Raw genomic sequence first — 15297 nt, 5'->3', positions numbered from 1 at the left:
CCACGGAGAACACGACATGGGCCTTGACCACACCGTCGGCGTCGCCTACGGCTTCGAGATCCCTGACACCGACCTGGACGCCCTCACCGCCGCCACCGCCGGGCTGCCCGTCGGTTACGACACCCTCGGCGACCGCGACAAGACGTTCCTCGTCACCGCCTACACCCCCGTCAGCAAGAACACGGCCGCCCGACTCACGCCCGAGTCCATGGCCGCCGCCATCCCGGCCGGCTTCAACGAGGCACTCCACACGGCCGCAGTCCGGCTCGGCTACCCAGACCATGAGCCGCCCGCCTGGCTGATCCTGCACGACTACAGCTGACCCACAACCCCACAGCCGGTGGTCGGGGCGCTGGCCCACCCATCAGCACACCCGGAAGCAGGAGACATGACCACTGAAACCACCACAATCCCCGCCAACGTCGCCGCGCACGTCCTCTGGTCCGAAGGCCTCGGCGGCTACCCGGCAGGCAGCTTCACCACCAAGCTCCTCGACGCCTGGGCGTCCGCCGACAACGTGAACGCCGCCCGCCTCGCCGCTGGCTGGCCCGAGTACGCCGCCGCCTTCGCCCTGATGCAGCAGCCCGGCGGCGTCACCCAGCTCCGCGCCATCGCCAACCGGCAGGTGACCGCATGACCACTGCAACCACCGTCCCGGACGGCATCCTCATCGGGCACCTCACCCCGGGCACCGCCGCGTGGGAAGAGGCCCGCGCCGGACTCACCATCACCGCCACCGAGATCGCCGCCGTCGTCGGCCTCTCCCCTTGGATGTCCCGCTTCACCCTCTGGCACAAGAAGGCCGGCCTGCCCACCGCCCCGTTCGAGATGAACCCGGCGATCGAGTGGGGCAACCGGCTCGAGGACGCCGTCGCCTCCAAGTGGCAGGACGAACACCCCGGATACCTCGCCGCCCCGGCCGGCACGTGGCGGCACCGCGACCGCGCCTGGCAGCGCGCCACCCCCGACCGGCTCGTCTACCCGCAGCCCGCCAGCGAGTTCGACGTACCCGAGCAGGCCGCCGGACTCCTCGAGGTGAAGACGTCCCCGTTCGGCGACGACTGGGGACCGTCCGACTCGGAAGAGATCCCCATCTACTACCGGTGCCAGATCCAGTGGCAGCTCGACGCGCTCGGCCTCGACGTCTGCCACGTCGCGCTCCTCGTCTCCGGCCACGACTACCGCGAATACACCGTCGCCTACGACGAGAACGACGCCCGCATCCTGCGCGACGCGGCCGAGCGGTTCCTCGACGACGTCCGCCAGGGCAACCGGCCGCCCATCGACGGCGCGACCGACACCTACCAGACGATCCGCGTCCAGCCGGACGGGCTCGAGGACCGCGACGTCGAGATCCCCGCCGAGCTCGTCGCCCGCTGGGACAAGGCCTACGCGGACGTCGCCGCCGCATCCGCCGACCTCACCCAGATCCGCGGCGAAGTCCTCGACCTCATCGGCAACGCCAAACGCGCCATCTGCGGCGACCGCCGCATCGCCTACCGCACCGTCCGCGACGGCCACACCTACAGCCTCAACCCCTACACCAGCAGCAAGGACGCAGCATGAGCCAGATCGGCAACGCCATCGCCACCCGGGACAACGGCCCCGAAGCCATCGTCCGCCAGCACAAGGACGACCTCACCCTCGTCCTCCCCTCCCACGTCAAGGGAGAGACGTGGATGCGCCTCGCCTACGGCGCCCTCCGCTCCAACAAGAACCTCCTGCAGGCCGCCACCCGCAACCCCGGCAGCCTCATGAACGCCCTCCAGGAATGCGCCCGCCTCGGCCACGAACCCGGGACAGAGAGTTTTTACCTGGTCCCGTTCGGCAACGAAGTGCAGGGCATCGAGGGCTACCGCGGAGTCGTCGAACGCATCTACCGGGCCGGCGCCGTCAAGGCCGTCAAGGCCGAAGTCGTCCACCAGAACGACCACTTCGAGTACAGCCCCGACATGGACCGACCCGTGCACAAGCCGGACTACTTCGGCGACCGCGGCCCCATCGTCGGCGCCTACGCCTACGGCGTCTTCCAGGACGGCTCCACGTCCAAGGTCGTCGTCATCAACCGCGCCTACATCGACAAGGTCCGCAAGGAGTCCAAGGGCAGCAACAGCCCCACCAGCCCGTGGGTGAAGTGGGAAGACCAGATGGTCCTCAAGACCGTCGCCAAGCGCCTGGAGCCGTGGGTGCCCTCGTCCACCGAGTGGCGCAAGGAACAGCTCCGGGCAGCCGCCGAGGTCCAGGCCGAGCAGGCCGGACCCACCGCCATCACCGCGCCCGCACCGGCGCCCCAGACCCCCGACGACTACGACGAGGGCCCCATCGAGGGCGAGCTCGTCGACTAGCCCGCACACGCCGAAGCCGGCCCGCGGGCAGTGCGGGCCGGCCCCTCACCCGACAAGGACATCACATGCAGCTGACTCCCGCCGAGGCGAAGGCCCGCGCCGCCCGGATCCTCGCCGCCCTGCAGCCCACCGTCACCCAGTGGACCACCGCCGTCCTCGACCAGGCCGTCCTCCACCTCGCCGACACTGGCCGCCCGTTCGGCATGAACGACATACGCCTGATCGCCCCGGAAGACGAGTGCCGCAAGGCCGGCCTGTACTTCGCCGCCCTCACAGGCCACGACGCCCTCCACCCCAACGAGCCCCAGCTCCTCCGCAAGGTCGGCGAAGAGCCGTCCATCAACCCCAAGGCCCACGGCAAGAAGGTCAACGTCTACCTGCTGACCCGCGCCGGACGGAAGTACATCCAGGACCGGCAGACCGCCCGCCAGCAGCAGCGGAGGGCCGCCTGATGCCGATCAAGACACACACCTGCATCACCGTCGCCTGCGACGCCTGCGAGCAGCCCCTCGAAGCGTTCGAGGACGAAGGCGTCATCCACTTCGCCAACTTGACCGAGGCCCGCAACCTGGCCCGGCACTACCGGTGGAACGCACTGTCCGGCGGCGAGTTCCTCTGCCCCGAGCGCGACCCGGAGCACCAGGCGTTCCTTGACGCCCTCATGCCGCCCGAACCCGCCACCCAGGTGACCGGCCAGCTCGGACTCGACGGAAGCGGGGCATCGTGACCGCCGCCCCCGCCGCCCTGTTCCTCGCCTGCCTCGGCCTCACGATCGGCCTCGCCGCCGTCGTCTTCGCGCTTATCACCCGGCCCGCACGCCGAGGAGACGGGTCGTGATCGCCGAAGCCATCCAGGCCGTCGAAGCCGTCATCTGGGGCGCCGTCATCTCCTTCGGCATCCTCGCCGCCGGCGCCGCCTACCTCACCGTCGCCCTCGGCTACTGGACCGCAACCCTCGCCCTCCGAGCCACCCGCACCATCACCAACCACCACACCCGGAAGGAGAAGTGATGGCCCGCACCGCCATCCCCGCCGAAGCCTTCGAACACGGCGACCCGCGCCGCTACCGCCGCGGCTGCCGCTGCACCACCTGCAAAACCGGCATGACCGCCGCCGTCCGCCGGCAGCGCTACCTCCGCACCACCGGACGCGGCACCAGAGTCAGCCCCCAGCGAGCCGCCCACCACATCGAACTCCTCCGCAGCCACGGCATGTCCGACAAAGACATCCAGGCCGAATCCGGGGTCTGCCAGAACGTCTTCTACCGCATCACCATGCAGCGCGGCGAAATCCACCGGGCCTCCGAGGCCCGCATCCTCGCCGTCAAGCCGCGCCACGTCGACGCATCCCGCTCCGGCGTGCACATCCCCGGACGCGGCACCATCCTCCGCCTCCGCGCCCTCGCCGCCGACGGCTGGTCCGCCGCCCAGCTCGCCGAACGCTGCGGAAAACACAAGCAGTTCATCGTCCACCTGCAGAACAGCAACCCCGACACCACCGTCGTCCGCAGCTGGGTCGCCGGCTACGTCACCGCCCTGTCCGACCAACTCGCCGGACAGCAGCCCGAAGACCACGGCGCCGCCGCCCACATCGCCGAACGCATCCGCAAGACCGCCGCCCGCAAGGGCTGGGCCGGCACCGCCTACTGGGACCCCGACGACTACGACAACCCCGACTTCACGCCCGCGATCAGGGACAACGTGAACGTGCATCAACTCGGTGCCCTCCGCCGCGCCGAGATCGCCCACCTCCTCGCGTTCAACCTCTCCCACGGCGAGATCGCCGCACGGCTCGGCATGAACGAGGCCTACGTCCGCGACCTCGCCCGCGAGATCACCAGCGGAGTCCGCCGCATCCGCACGACCAGCCAGCAAGCCGCACACCAGACCGCGGCCTGACCCGCACGACAAAGGCCCCGCCACACGGCGGGGCCCCGGAGGAACCGAGAGGGGGAGGGATGCGATCAGTCGGAGTCGGCCGGCTTGGACCGCTTGATGCGCACCACGCGCTTCTTCGGCTTGGGCGGCTCGAGGCCCTTTGCCTTGCAGTAGGCGCGGACGCGCGAGTGGACATGGCGACGGAGCTCGTCGGTGCGCGTGGTGCCTTCCTCCGCGCACAGCTGGCCGTAGAGCTCCCACATCTCGTCGTCGATGCGGATCATCCGGCCGGGCGTCCCTCTCGTCGTCATGCCGACAGCGTAGCTGACCGTGCACTGCCTACACACCCCGGCGGGCGGAATCACTCCACTAAGCGTGTTACTCCTGTATTGCATGTGCCTACACACCCCGTTATAGACTGGCACCACGCCAATCGGCCGGAGAAGGGTCGGTTCGAGCCTCCATGAGGGCTGTCCCAAACCAGTCATGACCAGCAAAGACACCCCTCCGAAGGAAGAGACAAATGGGCTACGAGTTGCGCCGCTGGCTTGAGGACCGGCTGCCGCAAGAGATCTCGTCCGGCGAGCGCGTCGTCGCCCTGGCCATCGCTGACCTCGCTTGGGACGACAGCCGGATCGCCTACGGACGGAAGTTCATGCAGAAGCTGCTCTGGAAGACCGGCTTCGAGAACGAGGCCCAGATCGGCAAGGTGCTCGGCAAGCTCGCCGCCCGCGGTATCGAGCTGCGCGTCCCGATCAGCGGCGCGGACGGCAAGCCCTTGAAGAACAAGCGCGGGCAGCTCGTCTACGCCCACCGCGGGCACCAGCGCACCTTCCGGATCCCGTTCCAGTCCGAGTTCCCGGGACGGCCGGCGCCCTACTGGGACGACCAGGACGAGCAGTCCCCCGACCGAGACCCGCACGCCTGGTTCGACGGAGAAAGGTCCCCCGACCGGGAGACCTTTGAAGCCGAAAGGTCACCCGCTAGGGAGACCTTTAAGGGGGATAGGTCACCCGCTAGGGAGGGCTATAGGGCAGAAAGGTCACCCGCTAGGGAGTCAATGGTCACCCAGGCGGGGGACCCTATCCCCCTAACCACACCTACCTTCCCTCCTACCGTGACCCCCCGCGGCTCCGACTCGGCCGGGAAGGCAGGCAGCGAGAAGGACGATCCGGCCCTCACCGCCGCCGTCGACTTCCTCATGAACCTGCCCGCACCGTGGTCCCTCGGCCGCGTCTCCGCCAAAGGCATGGCGCCCCTGCTGCTCGAAGCCATCGCCGAGCAGGGATGGCGGCTCGACGCCGACCTCGTCGCCAAGCTCACCGAGAACCCGAACGGCGTCCACCGCCCCATGTCGGTGCTCCGCATCCGGATCAGCGACCTGCCCAAGGCTCCGCAGCGGCCCGCGAGCAAGCCCGGCTCCAGCCTGCCGCCCTGGTGCGGCCAGTGCGGAGACGGCAACCCCGCCGCCGAGTTCAACGCCAAGTTCCGCCTCGAGGCTGGCTCCAAGAAGCCGTGCCCCGACTGCCACCCCGCCCACCGGACCGCCGACGCGGCCTGACCAAGGACACTTGTGACCGACTACTACGACGACCAGACCAGCTTCGAGCGGGTCCCGCCCAGCGACATCGACGCCGAGCGGGCCGTCCTCGGCAGCATGATGCTTTCCCGGACCGCCGTCCTCGACGTCGTCGAGGTCATCGACGGCGTGAAGTACCCGTTCTACAAGCCCGCCCACGAGCGGATCTTCGACACCCTCCTCGCCCTGTTCGCCAACGGCCAGCCCCTCGACCCGATCACCGTCACCAGCCAGCTCACACAGCAGGGGGACATCGAACGGGTCGGCGGCCACGCCTACATCCACCACCTCATCAGCTGCGTCCCCACCGCCGCCCACGCCGCGCACTACGCCGAAGTCCTGCGCGGCAAGGCCCTGCTGCGGTCCGTCATCGAGACCGGCACCGAGCTGGTGCAGATGGGCTACGGAGCCCAGGCCGACCACGACACCGCCGCCGGCATCGTCGACTCCGCCGCCTCGAAGCTGCAGGAACTCACCGCCGCAGCGAAGGGCGGCACCGACTCCCGGGAGTGGCTCCTCGACCGCGTGGTGGACGCCGTCCTCGACGAGTACGACAACCCGCGCGACGACGTCCTCCCGCTCCCTTGGGCCGACCTCCAGTCCGTCGCCCCGATGGAGCCCGGAGACCTCGTCGTGATCGCCGGGCGCCCCGCCATGGGCAAGAGCCTCGTCCTGCTCGGCATCGGACGGCACGTCGCCATCAAGAACCGCCGCGGCGTCCTCATCGCCTCGATGGAGATGTCCCACGTGCAGATGGGGCAGCGCCTCGTCGCCGCCGAAGCGCACGTCCCGCTGCACGCGCTGCGAGCCCGCACCCTCGACCGCCAGCAGTACTCCGCCGTCCGCACGGCCCGCGAGCGGATCCGCCGCGCCCCGCTCCGCATCGACGACACCCCCGCAGTGCCCGTCTCCAAGTGGCGCCGCCGCCTGAGGCAGATGCAGGCGAACGACGAACTCCCCGCCGCTCTGATCGTCGACTACCTGCAGATCGCCAAGGCGGAGGCGAAGGCGCAGAACCGAGTCATCGAAGTCGACTCGATCGCCGTCGGCCTCAAGGCGCTTGCCCAGGAATTCAAGATCGTCGTCATTGCGGCGGCCCAGCTCAACCGCGTCAGCGAACACCGCACCGACAAGACGCCCACCCTGTCGGACCTTCGCGAGTCCGGCGGCATCGAGAACAACGCCAACATCGTGATCCTGCTGCACCGCGAGGACTACTACGACCGCGAGTCGCCCCGCGCCGGCGAGTTCGACTTCATCGTCGCGAAGAACCGCATGGGCCATAACGCGATCGTCACCGCCGCCTGGCAGGGCCACTACGCCCAAGTCGTCGACATGGAGGCAGCGTGAGCACCGACTTCCCGCCCTACTCCGACAGCTGCGAGGAGTGCCTCGCCCGCACCCGCACCGTGGTCCGGCCCGCCATGGCTCTCCCGGACGGGGACGGCGGACTGATAGCCGCCTACCGCTGCCCGGCCTGCGGCCACACCTGGACGTGCGCGTGGGGCGTCCAGGCCGGACCACAGCCCCCGACCCCGCCCGTCGACCCCGTCGGGCTCGAGGACCTCGTCGCCCAGCTCCGCATCCGACTCGCCACCCAGCCCCGCCGACCCCAGGAAGGAACCGCAGCCTGATGGCCCGCGCATCCAGCCAGAAGCCCCGCACCGCCACCCACCGGCCGGCCACCCGGCGCCGCCGCTTCCGCCACGACGACCTCGTCGCCGTCGACCTGTTCTCCGGGTTCGGCGGGCTGACCCGCGGCATCGAGATGGCCGGGTTCACCACGATCATGGCGGCGAACCACAACAGCTACAAGGTCGAGGTCCACGAGGCGAACCACCCGGACGCCGAGCACTGGATCGCCGACCTGGTCGACCCCGACGCGGCCGACTACCACTCCGCCCGCGACCTCCCCGCGGCCGACCTTCTCGTCGCCGGCGTCAGCTGCGTCAACCACTCGCAGGCCAACACGCTCAAGGCGTACCTGACGGGCGGGACCCTGTTCGAGCTGGACGACCCCGACTACGAGGCGCGCGTCACCAAGTCCGAGCGGGACCGGGCGACCGCGAACTGCGTCCTGCACTACGCGCAGACGCACCGGCCGCGGATGATCCTCGTGGAGTGCACGACCGAGTTGCAGTCGTGGGGCCCGCTCCTGCCCGGCAGTAAGAAGGTGGGCGACGGTTCGACGTACCGGTGGTGGCTGAAGCAGTTCGATCTGCTCGGCTACAACCACACGGTGCTGTTCCTGAACTCCCAGTTCTTCGGCGTGCCGCAGTCACGGAACCGCGGCTACTGGGTGTTCGTGCACAAGTCCCTGCCGATGCCGGACCTGGACCACCGGCCGGTGTCGCGCTGCCACCGCTGTGACAAGGACGTCGAAGCGGTGTGGACGTGGCGGACCGGGATCCCGCCGACCGGGAAGGTCGCCTACGGCGAGCAGTACGAGTACCGCTGCCCGTCGTGCCGTACCGCGGTCGTTCCGCCCATGACGCCATCGATCGCCGCCCTGGACCTCAGTGACCTCGGCACGCGCATCGGCGACCGGCCGGTCAAGACGTTCAGCGACGGCCACCGCGGGCCGTTCGCCGCATCGACGACGGCCCGGATCGAACGATGCCGCCGCAAGTTCGCCGACTTCCCGGCGATCCTCATGCCGGCGAAGGGCGTGCACGGCTCGGAACGCCTGCTGCTTCAGCCGCTGGCGACGCAGACCAGCCAGCAGGAGGCCGCGATCCTGTCGACCGGTGTGGCCCCGCAGGGTCTGTGGGACGAGGCGGCGCTTGCGCTGGCGATCGACAACTACCAGGGCGCGGCACGCGGGGCTGGTGAACCTCTTCCCACCCAGGTCGGTTCCGAGACGCTCGCCGTGGTCTCCTCCGGCGTCATCCCGTACCGGAAGCACACTGTGCCCGCGGTGCACGCGGAGCCCATGTCGACGTTCACGTCGGACCAGATTCCCGGGCTGCTGACCGCGGCCGGCTGGTTCAAGCAGAACGGCTCCACGGGAACCGAGACCGCGGCTCACCCGGTGACCGATCCGCTGGGAACGATCACCGCTCGGGACACGACGGCGCTGGTCACGGCCGACTGGGGGCCTGCGTTGTCGGAGCTGCCGTTCGAGGAGTGCTTTTACCGCATGATGGCGGCTCACGAGATCGGCCGTGGTTGCGGCTTCGACGTCGACTTCAACGACTACCGCGGCACCTTCAAGGTCTGGGGCACCGCGCGCAACCAGGTGGACGGCTTCGGGAACGCCGTTTCCCCTCAGGTCGGTGCGTGGATCGGTGCCCGGCTGCGGGCCATCGTTCACAGCCCGCAGGACTCCGGCACGACGACCGCCGACCTGGAGGCCGCCGCGTGACTGCCGACGCCTACCTGGTGATCCTCTGCGACGGCGACGACTGCCCGGCGCCCGAGGGGCATTGGCCGGTCCGGTTCGAGCCGCACACGCACCGCGAGCTCCGCCGGCTGCTGAAGGCCCACCGCGGCTGGCGGCGTACCCGCGACGGCCGCGACCTCTGCCCCAACCACGCGAACGGCGCCGCCTGATGCCCCGCCGCCCACCGCGCGCCCCCGCCTGCACCCTGCCCGGCCACACGCCCAGCCCACGCCACCGCACCCGCGGACAGCGATCGACCGAAGGAGACACCCGATGAGCGAGCAGACCACCACCTACCGGATCGAGTTCGGGAAGGTCGGCGAGACCTCCCCGGTACCGCCGATCACGCTCGAGCACACCGACCCGAACCAGTTCGCCCGCGCGGTCGCCGCCCACGCCATCCCGCACCTGCGGCCCGTGCTCACGGAGATGGGCCGCCCGGAGCTCGCCGACTGCTTCTTCCGCCGCGACCCGAAGGACCCCACCTACGGGGACTTCCTGTGGATCGACCTGGTCGGCAACAAGGGCGCGCAGTTCTGCCCCGCCCGGATCACTGCCGTCGCTGACGAGGAGACGCACGTCGTCGCCGACGACAGCGACGACCCGGAGCACGTGGACGACTGCCCCGGATGCGTGCCCGCCCCGTGAACGCCAACGGCCCGGCCGCGCTTGCACCGCGGCCGGACCTGCCCCGCACCCTACCCACACCCCTGGAGCAGACATGACCACACCCGCCGACGAACTCGCCGCCGCTGAGTTCCTGTACGAGCTGTGGGACGCCAACTGGGACGACGGCCCCCTCGGCAACTACCAGGTACTCCGGCACCCGATCACGAAGAAGACCCCCCGGCGGATCTACTTCACGTACTCCACCGGGGGCCACCGGTCCGGCTACGTCGACCGCCAGAAGATCGAGGCCGACGGCGAGATCTACCACGGCTACACCATGCGGCGCCTCTACCTGACGCCCCCAGAGATCCCCAGCCGTCCCGCCCGGCCCTCGCTCGCCGAGCTGCGCCAGGCCATGGCCGACGCCCACCCCGACCGTGGCGGCACCAACGAAGCGTTCATCGCCGCCCGCCAGCGCTACGAGCACGTCCGAGCCTCTGCCTGACCTGACCCGCCCGGCCGCCCCACCACGGGGCGGCCCCCACCAGGAGAACCCCATGACCAACGAGACCGCCCGCGCACTCCTCCACCGACACGACCTGCCCGAGGACATCATCGACGGCGCCCTCTGCCTCCACGCCCAGGAACTGGCCCGGCAGATCCGAGAGGAGACCGCACGGTTGAAGGCGGACGGCGTGCTGGAGCTGGACAAGTTCAGGCCCTGTCGTGACGCTGCTGACCAGATCGACCCGACGCGGACGCCCGCTGCTGCGCCTGCTGTTGTGGAGCCGCCCGCCGACCAGACCACCGACGGCGTGCGTGACCAGCTGCTCCACGCGATCGACTTCAACTACGCGGCCAGCCTCGGCTACGCCAGCCCGGAGGAGCTGCTGGCCGCCTACGACACCAGCCGGACGCCGTCCGCCGGCCAGACCACCCCGTCCCGCCGTGCCGGACTCCGCGCCGAGCTCGTGACAGCCCTCGGCAGGATCAAGACCGTGCCGCCCGTGGCACACCGTCAGGAGCAGGCCGACCACGTCCTGGCGGTCCTGTACCGGGAGTGGCCGTGGCTGCGCGCCGAAGCCGAAGACGCGACGCCGTCCGCCGACCAGACCGCCGCTCGCGACCGCATCGCCGCGGCTGCCCTCGCCGCTGTCGAGGCCGCGCTGGGCGACACGCTGGTGCCCGCCGCTCGCGAGGAGGCGCTGGCAGGGATCACGGCGGTGCTGCCCGAGCCCACCGACCGGGCCGCCGTCCGAGCTGCCGCTCTCCGTGAAGCCGCCGACCGGTACGCCCTGCTGACGGACCAGAACGAGGCCTACGACCGCGAGCAAGGCGAGCTGAACGAGACCGCTCGCCTCCAGCACGGCACGGTCCGCGACGTGGTTGCCGGGCTGCGCCGCATGGCCGACGAGACGGCAACCACCCAGACGCAGCCCCGCCGCGGGGACGCGTTCGAGCAGTGGCTGAAGGAACGCCGCGACGAATGGGCGCCCGACGGCTGCCAGCCCTGGCAGATCCTCGACCAGGCGCTGGAGGAGTACCGGTTCCACGCCGAGACCGGCACCCCGCTCGGAGAGCACGTCTGCGAGGGGCAAGCGGTCGGGGACGGCGAGTGCCTGGAGCAGCCCGCCGCCGGGGCGCGGCAGGACGAGCCGCCCCGGCCGTCCCTGCGGGACCAGCACCGGGCCGCATGGCACGCCCTCAGCCCCGCCGAGCAGGCCGCCCGGATCGCCGAACTCGACGCGATCGACGAGCCCGCCGCCGGGGCGCGGCAGGACGGGGCCACGTCGTGACCCGCCGGCCGCTGCACTGGATCCCCGACGATGGCAGCGCGGCGATCCTCACCGCCTACGCCCGCCGCCGCGAACCCCTGCGCTCCGTCCTTCGCCGGGCGCTGCGGCTCCTCGCCCAAGCCGACGGGATCCTCGACCCCCGCGGACGTGTCCGGGGCGGGGGCCAGCCGTGAGGGGGCCATCGTCGAGCCCGCGCGGCGAACGCGCCGGAACCTCCGGCGCCCGCTGGGAGACGCGTCTCGAGTGGACCGGCGAGCGGCTCGTCGATGACGACGCCGAGATGCCCCGCGCGAACCGTGCCGCCCGCCGTGCGGCGAAACGGCAGAAGCCCGTCAAGCCACAGCAGGGCCGAGAAGGGGCCTGTACGCCTCTCTCGCGGCCGAACTCCCCGCAGCGAACCCGTTCCCGCCCAGAGCCGCAGACGGGCTCTCAGAGCCTCAACGCCGCCGAGTCCACCCACCGGAGCCTCGAATGACCCACCGTCGCAGCATCAACGAGATCACTAGCGGCCAACTCGACGCCCTCTACGCCGAGGTCGACCGCCTCACCGCGGAACTTGCCGACTACGACCGGCGTGCCCGGCAGCTCGAGGACCTCCTCGGTGTCGCGAATCAGACGTCGAACCGGTCGGAGGCCGAACGCGCCCGCGCCGTCCACCGCGCCGAGCAGCTCGAGGCCGCCATCACCCGTGCCCGCCACGTCGCCGCGCTCATCGAAGCCGGCGCCCCCTGGACCGCCAGCCACCAGGACACCGCCCGCCGTATCCGCGCAGCCCTCGAGGTCCCCGCCCACAACGCCGGGGACCGCCCGTGACTGCCTCCCCGTGGCTGCTGCTCGCCGCCGCCTACGCCCTCGCCCTCACCGCCTGGCCCTGCCTCGCCCTCCACGACCGGCGCGCCAGAGCCCGGCGTGCCGCAGCGCGGAAGGAGACGCCGTGACCGCCGAGCAGCTGACTCTCCTCGACGTGCCCGCCGTCGACCCCGAGCCCGAAGCGCGCACCTACTGGGAGAACCGCGGGCCGAGCCGGTGGGAGCCCGTCACCGTCCGCACCCGCTACGCGCGCCCCGGCCCGCCGCCCGACGTGCCGTTCCCGCACCTCACCCTCGGGGCGACCGCACCCCGGAACGTCCTCGTCGAACGCGCCGACGGCACAGCCGAGGTCCGGCCCGTCTGCCTCCTGCGCACCAAGAAGCCCCGCTAGCCAGCACCGCCCTGCACCAAGGAGCCCGCCATGCTCGACGACGCCAACAAGTCCCAGCCCTGCGCCGTGTGCGACAAGCCGTCCAGCGACCGCGTCCACCGCGGCTGCCGGGAACGCATCGACGTCAACCTGCGCGAACTCCCGCAGATGTACCGGCAGCTCGGCCAGGCGCTCATGCCCGGCCGGCGCGGAGGCGACGGCAGGTCCGCCACCCGCACCGCCCCCCTGCCCTGCAGCCTCGACACCCTCGACCTCCTCGCACGCGGCGGAATCGAAGGCGTCGTCGGCGGCTGGGCCCGCGACCTGTGCGAACGCGAGCAGTGGGACATCCCCCAGTTCGGCACCATCAGCGCCACCGTCGACTGGGCGTGCGGCATCCTCGGCCTCAACCTCGCCATGATCTGCGACGAACACCCCGCCATCCGAGAGATGGCCGACGAACTCCGCCAGGTCGTCGGCCAGGCCCAGCGCATCATCACCGGCGAGAAGCCGCCCCGCCGCATAGGCGTCGCCTGCCCGTGCGGCCACACCCTGCGCGTCACCCTCGACACCGCCGGCGTCCGCTGCCCCGCCTGCTCGGCACAATACGGGCACAGCGAAGCACTCCGGCTACCGCTCGCCGAACGGCGGGCGGCATGAGCGAACACGGACCCTTCCAGCACGCCACCAGCCTGATACCCATCGCCACCGGCGCCGACGGGCACGCCTACATCGGAGTCGACGCCGCCGTCGCCCTCCTCCGGGCCATCGCCAACAGCTGCCGCAACCTCGCCGACGACCCCGACTGCGGCGACCTCCGCAGCGCAGCCGCCGCCATCGACCGCGAAGCAGACAACCTCGACTGCCGGGCCATCGAACACACCACATGACGAAGCCCCCTGCCCGAACAGACTCGGAGCAGGGGGCTTCACGCATGCTCAGGTGTGCGTTACCTCGAGCGGCGCCGGCACCGGCGGAGCGTCCAGACCGAGGCCCTCCGCCAGGAGCATACGCGCCGCCGTGTCCCGCTCGAACTCCGACCGGCCGACCGGCATCGACAGCACCCGGCTGCCATCCCGGCGCTCGACGAAGGCGCCGAAGTAGGCCGGGTCGGTGATCGGGGAGTCCATCAGCTCGACTCCGTGCTCAGCGAGCAGTTGGGGGAGCGGGCTTTCCAGTAAGTTGTTTCGAGACCTCTGCGCTACGCTCATGACAGACCTTCTCTCTGGCGAGGGATGGGTTACAGATCGGCGAGGTGATGACTCGCTGGTCGAATCGGCCGGGCGGGTGATGACCGCCCGGCCGTTCGCTTGCAAAGACGCTGCCACAGTCAGGCGACTGCGAGAGCCTGGGGGTTGCAAGTCCTTGCGTCCCCTCCGGTGTTCTCCCAGGTTGGGGCAGGGGTGAGCGAGATAGAACACTTCATGAAGTGAGCGACGTCACATTTCAGCGCGGATCGTGTCGTCCAGGTACTCCTGCACCGGCCCGAACAGCCCGTAGGGCACGTACTCCTTGATCTCCGAGTGGGCGACCCAGGCGACCGCGTCGAGCTCCTCCTCGTCCGCGACCCGGGCCTCGCCCTGGAGCGGCTCGCAGGCGGTGTACGACATGAGCCGGCCGGTCTTCGGGTGGACGCGCTCCCCGAGCAGCTTCACCGCGGCGACGACGAGCCCGGTCTCCTCGACCGTCTCCCGAACGGCTGCCTCCTCGGCGGCCTCCCCCTCCTCGATCTGACCGGCCGGGAATTGCCAGAGAAGCTCCCCCTCGCCCACCCGGCGGCGGACCATCAACACACGGCCCCCGGAGACGATGATGGCGGCGGAGATGCCGGGCTTGGTGGTGGTCGTCATACGGTCGCCTCCAGAGCGGTCAGGATGGGCGGGAAGATCTGGCCTGCGGGGATGAAGCGGGTCAGGCTCGCGCGCGGCACGAACGCCACGTCCACGTTCTCGAGCGGGTCCAGGTTGGCGGCCTCCCCGGCGAGGTGGTCGGCCAGGTAGTACGTCGCCAGAACCCCAGTCGCCGGGTGGACGCGTTCGCCGAGCTGCTTCCGGATCGTGCAGTGCACCCCGGTCTCGCCGTGGGTTTCCTGCACGGCCACGGTCGACGGGTCGGAGCCCGGCTTGACCATGCCCGCCGGGAACTGCCAGCGCAGCTCGCCATCCCCGCGCCGGCACACCAGCAGCACATCCTCCCCGCGCAGCACCACGGCGATCGCCACCCGCAGCGCTTGGGCTTCCATGCGCGGGGCCGGGGGGCGCAGCAGGAGCGCGAACCTTCGCTGCACTGCCTCACCCGCCTGTTCGTATGCCGTGTCGAGGATCTGCTGAGCCTCGGTCCGGTGGACCATGCCGGGCGAGCTGTGCCACCGGCTGACGGTGCGGGGTGAGATCCCGAGGCGCTCGGCGAACGCCTCGTTCGTCATCCGCATGGCCTCCTGTAGGAGGCACGCCGTCCGGCCTGTCCATGTACCGATGTCCACTGTGAGGCTCCCGTGCTCGCTGCGCTCGGGTCTGGCGTGCCCGTGGCG

Annotated in this window: 26 protein-coding genes; 22 read left to right on the top strand and 4 right to left on the bottom strand. The window is 70.7% G+C overall.

The features are described 5' to 3' along the window. Positions 1 to 16 precede the first annotated feature (16 nt). The 8 genes from ACZ5C2_RS05705 (at position 17) to ACZ5C2_RS05670 (ending at position 4242) form a co-directional block, all read left to right on the top strand. The gene (locus ACZ5C2_RS05705) at positions 17 to 322 is read left to right on the top strand and encodes a hypothetical protein (protein ID WP_468786942.1); all 306 of its coding nucleotides are present in this window, start codon (positions 17 to 19) and stop codon (positions 320 to 322) included. Positions 323 to 388: 66 nt separating this feature from the next. Beyond that, positions 389 to 637, top strand: coding sequence for a hypothetical protein (locus ACZ5C2_RS05700; protein ID WP_468786940.1), 249 nt, complete (start codon positions 389 to 391; stop codon positions 635 to 637). Further along, a complete protein-coding gene (locus ACZ5C2_RS05695; protein WP_468786938.1) occupies positions 634 to 1566 on the top strand; it encodes a YqaJ viral recombinase family nuclease in 933 nt (310 codons plus the stop codon). Before ACZ5C2_RS05700 ends, ACZ5C2_RS05695 begins: the two co-directional genes overlap by 4 nt. Further along, positions 1563 to 2345 (top strand): recombinase RecT, encoded by a 783-nt coding sequence (locus ACZ5C2_RS05690; protein WP_468786936.1) that lies wholly within the window; start codon positions 1563 to 1565, stop codon positions 2343 to 2345. The genes ACZ5C2_RS05695 and ACZ5C2_RS05690 overlap by 4 nt, the downstream gene beginning before the upstream one ends. Before the next feature lie 65 nt (positions 2346 to 2410). After that, positions 2411 to 2797 carry a hypothetical protein gene (locus ACZ5C2_RS05685; protein ID WP_468786935.1) on the top strand — a complete coding sequence of 129 codons (387 nt, stop codon included), beginning with the start codon at positions 2411 to 2413 and terminating at the stop codon, positions 2795 to 2797. Continuing rightward, positions 2797 to 3072 carry a hypothetical protein gene (locus ACZ5C2_RS05680; RefSeq protein ID WP_468786933.1) on the top strand — a complete coding sequence of 92 codons (276 nt, stop codon included), beginning with the start codon at positions 2797 to 2799 and terminating at the stop codon, positions 3070 to 3072. Before ACZ5C2_RS05685 ends, ACZ5C2_RS05680 begins: the two co-directional genes overlap by 1 nt. Positions 3073 to 3178: 106 nt before the next feature. After that, positions 3179 to 3355, top strand: coding sequence for a hypothetical protein (locus tag ACZ5C2_RS05675; RefSeq protein WP_468786931.1), 177 nt, complete (start codon positions 3179 to 3181; stop codon positions 3353 to 3355). Next, positions 3355 to 4242, top strand: coding sequence for a hypothetical protein (locus ACZ5C2_RS05670; protein ID WP_468786929.1), 888 nt, complete (start codon positions 3355 to 3357; stop codon positions 4240 to 4242). Before ACZ5C2_RS05675 ends, ACZ5C2_RS05670 begins: the two co-directional genes overlap by 1 nt. A 65-nt stretch (positions 4243 to 4307) precedes the next feature. Here ACZ5C2_RS05670 and ACZ5C2_RS05665 read toward each other — a convergent pair whose 3' ends face one another. Next, entirely contained in the window at positions 4308 to 4532 is a 225-nt protein-coding gene (locus tag ACZ5C2_RS05665) for a hypothetical protein (protein ID WP_468786927.1), read from the bottom strand. 212 nt (positions 4533 to 4744) lie between these two features. On the opposite strand from ACZ5C2_RS05665, the gene ACZ5C2_RS05660 reads away from it, so the two are divergent. From ACZ5C2_RS05660 to ACZ5C2_RS05595, 14 genes are all read left to right on the top strand, one after another. Further along, positions 4745 to 5782, top strand: a complete 1038-nt coding sequence (locus tag ACZ5C2_RS05660; protein ID WP_468786925.1) for a hypothetical protein — start codon at positions 4745 to 4747, stop codon at positions 5780 to 5782. A gap of 12 nt (positions 5783 to 5794) precedes the next feature. Beyond that, positions 5795 to 7150, top strand: coding sequence for a replicative DNA helicase (locus ACZ5C2_RS05655; RefSeq protein WP_468786923.1), 1356 nt, complete (start codon positions 5795 to 5797; stop codon positions 7148 to 7150). Further along, complete coding sequence (locus tag ACZ5C2_RS05650) at positions 7147 to 7434, top strand: hypothetical protein (RefSeq protein WP_468786921.1); 288 nt, start codon at positions 7147 to 7149, stop codon at positions 7432 to 7434. Before ACZ5C2_RS05655 ends, ACZ5C2_RS05650 begins: the two co-directional genes overlap by 4 nt. Further along, positions 7434 to 9164: a DNA cytosine methyltransferase gene (locus ACZ5C2_RS05645; protein WP_468786919.1), complete on the top strand. Its 1731-nt coding sequence runs from the start codon at positions 7434 to 7436 to the stop codon at positions 9162 to 9164. The genes ACZ5C2_RS05650 and ACZ5C2_RS05645 overlap by 1 nt, the downstream gene beginning before the upstream one ends. Then, positions 9161 to 9352: a hypothetical protein gene (locus tag ACZ5C2_RS05640; protein WP_468786917.1), complete on the top strand. Its 192-nt coding sequence runs from the start codon at positions 9161 to 9163 to the stop codon at positions 9350 to 9352. Before ACZ5C2_RS05645 ends, ACZ5C2_RS05640 begins: the two co-directional genes overlap by 4 nt. Positions 9353 to 9455: 103 nt before the next feature. Further along, a complete protein-coding gene (locus ACZ5C2_RS05635) occupies positions 9456 to 9830 on the top strand; it encodes a hypothetical protein (RefSeq protein WP_468786915.1) in 375 nt (124 codons plus the stop codon). 73 nt (positions 9831 to 9903) lie between these two features. Further along, positions 9904 to 10296, top strand: coding sequence for a hypothetical protein (locus ACZ5C2_RS05630; RefSeq protein ID WP_468786913.1), 393 nt, complete (start codon positions 9904 to 9906; stop codon positions 10294 to 10296). A 52-nt stretch (positions 10297 to 10348) separates the two neighbouring features. Continuing rightward, a complete protein-coding gene (locus ACZ5C2_RS05625) occupies positions 10349 to 11587 on the top strand; it encodes a hypothetical protein (protein ID WP_468786911.1) in 1239 nt (412 codons plus the stop codon). Then, a complete protein-coding gene (locus ACZ5C2_RS05620) occupies positions 11584 to 11760 on the top strand; it encodes a hypothetical protein (RefSeq protein ID WP_468786909.1) in 177 nt (58 codons plus the stop codon). Before ACZ5C2_RS05625 ends, ACZ5C2_RS05620 begins: the two co-directional genes overlap by 4 nt. Before the next feature lie 298 nt (positions 11761 to 12058). After that, positions 12059 to 12400: a hypothetical protein gene (locus ACZ5C2_RS05615; protein ID WP_468786907.1), complete on the top strand. Its 342-nt coding sequence runs from the start codon at positions 12059 to 12061 to the stop codon at positions 12398 to 12400. After that, on the top strand, positions 12397 to 12525 hold the full coding sequence (locus ACZ5C2_RS05610) for a hypothetical protein (protein WP_468786905.1): 129 nt from the start codon (positions 12397 to 12399) through the stop codon (positions 12523 to 12525). The genes ACZ5C2_RS05615 and ACZ5C2_RS05610 overlap by 4 nt, the downstream gene beginning before the upstream one ends. Further along, positions 12522 to 12788, top strand: coding sequence for a hypothetical protein (locus ACZ5C2_RS05605; protein ID WP_468786903.1), 267 nt, complete (start codon positions 12522 to 12524; stop codon positions 12786 to 12788). The genes ACZ5C2_RS05610 and ACZ5C2_RS05605 overlap by 4 nt, the downstream gene beginning before the upstream one ends. Before the next feature lie 30 nt (positions 12789 to 12818). Then, the gene (locus ACZ5C2_RS05600) at positions 12819 to 13427 is read left to right on the top strand and encodes a hypothetical protein (protein ID WP_468786901.1); all 609 of its coding nucleotides are present in this window, start codon (positions 12819 to 12821) and stop codon (positions 13425 to 13427) included. Next, a complete protein-coding gene (locus ACZ5C2_RS05595; protein ID WP_468786899.1) occupies positions 13424 to 13657 on the top strand; it encodes a hypothetical protein in 234 nt (77 codons plus the stop codon). The genes ACZ5C2_RS05600 and ACZ5C2_RS05595 overlap by 4 nt, the downstream gene beginning before the upstream one ends. Before the next feature lie 48 nt (positions 13658 to 13705). On the opposite strand, the gene ACZ5C2_RS05590 is transcribed toward ACZ5C2_RS05595, so the two are convergent. The 3 genes from ACZ5C2_RS05590 to ACZ5C2_RS05580 form a co-directional block, all read right to left on the bottom strand. Beyond that, positions 13706 to 13978, bottom strand: a complete 273-nt coding sequence (locus ACZ5C2_RS05590; RefSeq protein ID WP_468786897.1) for a hypothetical protein — start codon at positions 13976 to 13978, stop codon at positions 13706 to 13708. Positions 13979 to 14206: 228 nt separating this feature from the next. Further along, on the bottom strand, positions 14207 to 14617 hold the full coding sequence (locus ACZ5C2_RS05585; protein WP_468786895.1) for an NUDIX hydrolase: 411 nt from the start codon (positions 14615 to 14617) through the stop codon (positions 14207 to 14209). After that, a complete protein-coding gene (locus tag ACZ5C2_RS05580; protein ID WP_468786893.1) occupies positions 14614 to 15198 on the bottom strand; it encodes an NUDIX hydrolase in 585 nt (194 codons plus the stop codon). Before ACZ5C2_RS05580 ends, ACZ5C2_RS05585 begins: the two co-directional genes overlap by 4 nt. Positions 15199 to 15297: the final 99 nt, after the last annotated feature.

The organism is Streptomyces sp. NPDC031365 (assembly GCF_055569765.1).
Note: the sequence above shows the minus strand (reverse complement) of the source record. Positions and strands in the feature narration are given on the sequence as shown.

Bases quoted from the DNA above. Each gene is read 5' to 3' on its own strand.
- ACZ5C2_RS05690 (WP_468786936.1), top strand. From the start codon at position 1,563: ATGAGCCAGATCGGCAACGCCATCGCCACCCGGGACAACGGCCCCGAA.
- ACZ5C2_RS05645 (WP_468786919.1), top strand. From the start codon at position 7,434: ATGGCCCGCGCATCCAGCCAGAAGCCCCGCACCGCCACCCACCGGCCG.
- ACZ5C2_RS05705 (WP_468786942.1), top strand. From the start codon at position 17: ATGGGCCTTGACCACACCGTCGGCGTCGCCTACGGCTTCGAGATCCCT.
- ACZ5C2_RS05600 (WP_468786901.1), top strand. From the start codon at position 12,819: ATGCTCGACGACGCCAACAAGTCCCAGCCCTGCGCCGTGTGCGACAAG.
- ACZ5C2_RS05695 (WP_468786938.1), top strand. From the start codon at position 634: ATGACCACTGCAACCACCGTCCCGGACGGCATCCTCATCGGGCACCTC.
- ACZ5C2_RS05680 (WP_468786933.1), top strand. From the start codon at position 2,797: ATGCCGATCAAGACACACACCTGCATCACCGTCGCCTGCGACGCCTGC.
- ACZ5C2_RS05580 (WP_468786893.1), bottom strand. From the start codon at position 15,198: ATGCGGATGACGAACGAGGCGTTCGCCGAGCGCCTCGGGATCTCACCC.
- ACZ5C2_RS05590 (WP_468786897.1), bottom strand. From the start codon at position 13,978: ATGAGCGTAGCGCAGAGGTCTCGAAACAACTTACTGGAAAGCCCGCTC.
- ACZ5C2_RS05685 (WP_468786935.1), top strand. From the start codon at position 2,411: ATGCAGCTGACTCCCGCCGAGGCGAAGGCCCGCGCCGCCCGGATCCTC.
- ACZ5C2_RS05635 (WP_468786915.1), top strand. From the start codon at position 9,456: ATGAGCGAGCAGACCACCACCTACCGGATCGAGTTCGGGAAGGTCGGC.
- ACZ5C2_RS05670 (WP_468786929.1), top strand. From the start codon at position 3,355: ATGGCCCGCACCGCCATCCCCGCCGAAGCCTTCGAACACGGCGACCCG.
- ACZ5C2_RS05585 (WP_468786895.1), bottom strand. From the start codon at position 14,617: ATGACGACCACCACCAAGCCCGGCATCTCCGCCGCCATCATCGTCTCC.
- ACZ5C2_RS05700 (WP_468786940.1), top strand. From the start codon at position 389: ATGACCACTGAAACCACCACAATCCCCGCCAACGTCGCCGCGCACGTC.
- ACZ5C2_RS05665 (WP_468786927.1), bottom strand. From the start codon at position 4,532: ATGACGACGAGAGGGACGCCCGGCCGGATGATCCGCATCGACGACGAG.
- ACZ5C2_RS05660 (WP_468786925.1), top strand. From the start codon at position 4,745: ATGGGCTACGAGTTGCGCCGCTGGCTTGAGGACCGGCTGCCGCAAGAG.
- ACZ5C2_RS05615 (WP_468786907.1), top strand. From the start codon at position 12,059: ATGACCCACCGTCGCAGCATCAACGAGATCACTAGCGGCCAACTCGAC.
- ACZ5C2_RS05630 (WP_468786913.1), top strand. From the start codon at position 9,904: ATGACCACACCCGCCGACGAACTCGCCGCCGCTGAGTTCCTGTACGAG.
- ACZ5C2_RS05595 (WP_468786899.1), top strand. From the start codon at position 13,424: ATGAGCGAACACGGACCCTTCCAGCACGCCACCAGCCTGATACCCATC.
- ACZ5C2_RS05625 (WP_468786911.1), top strand. From the start codon at position 10,349: ATGACCAACGAGACCGCCCGCGCACTCCTCCACCGACACGACCTGCCC.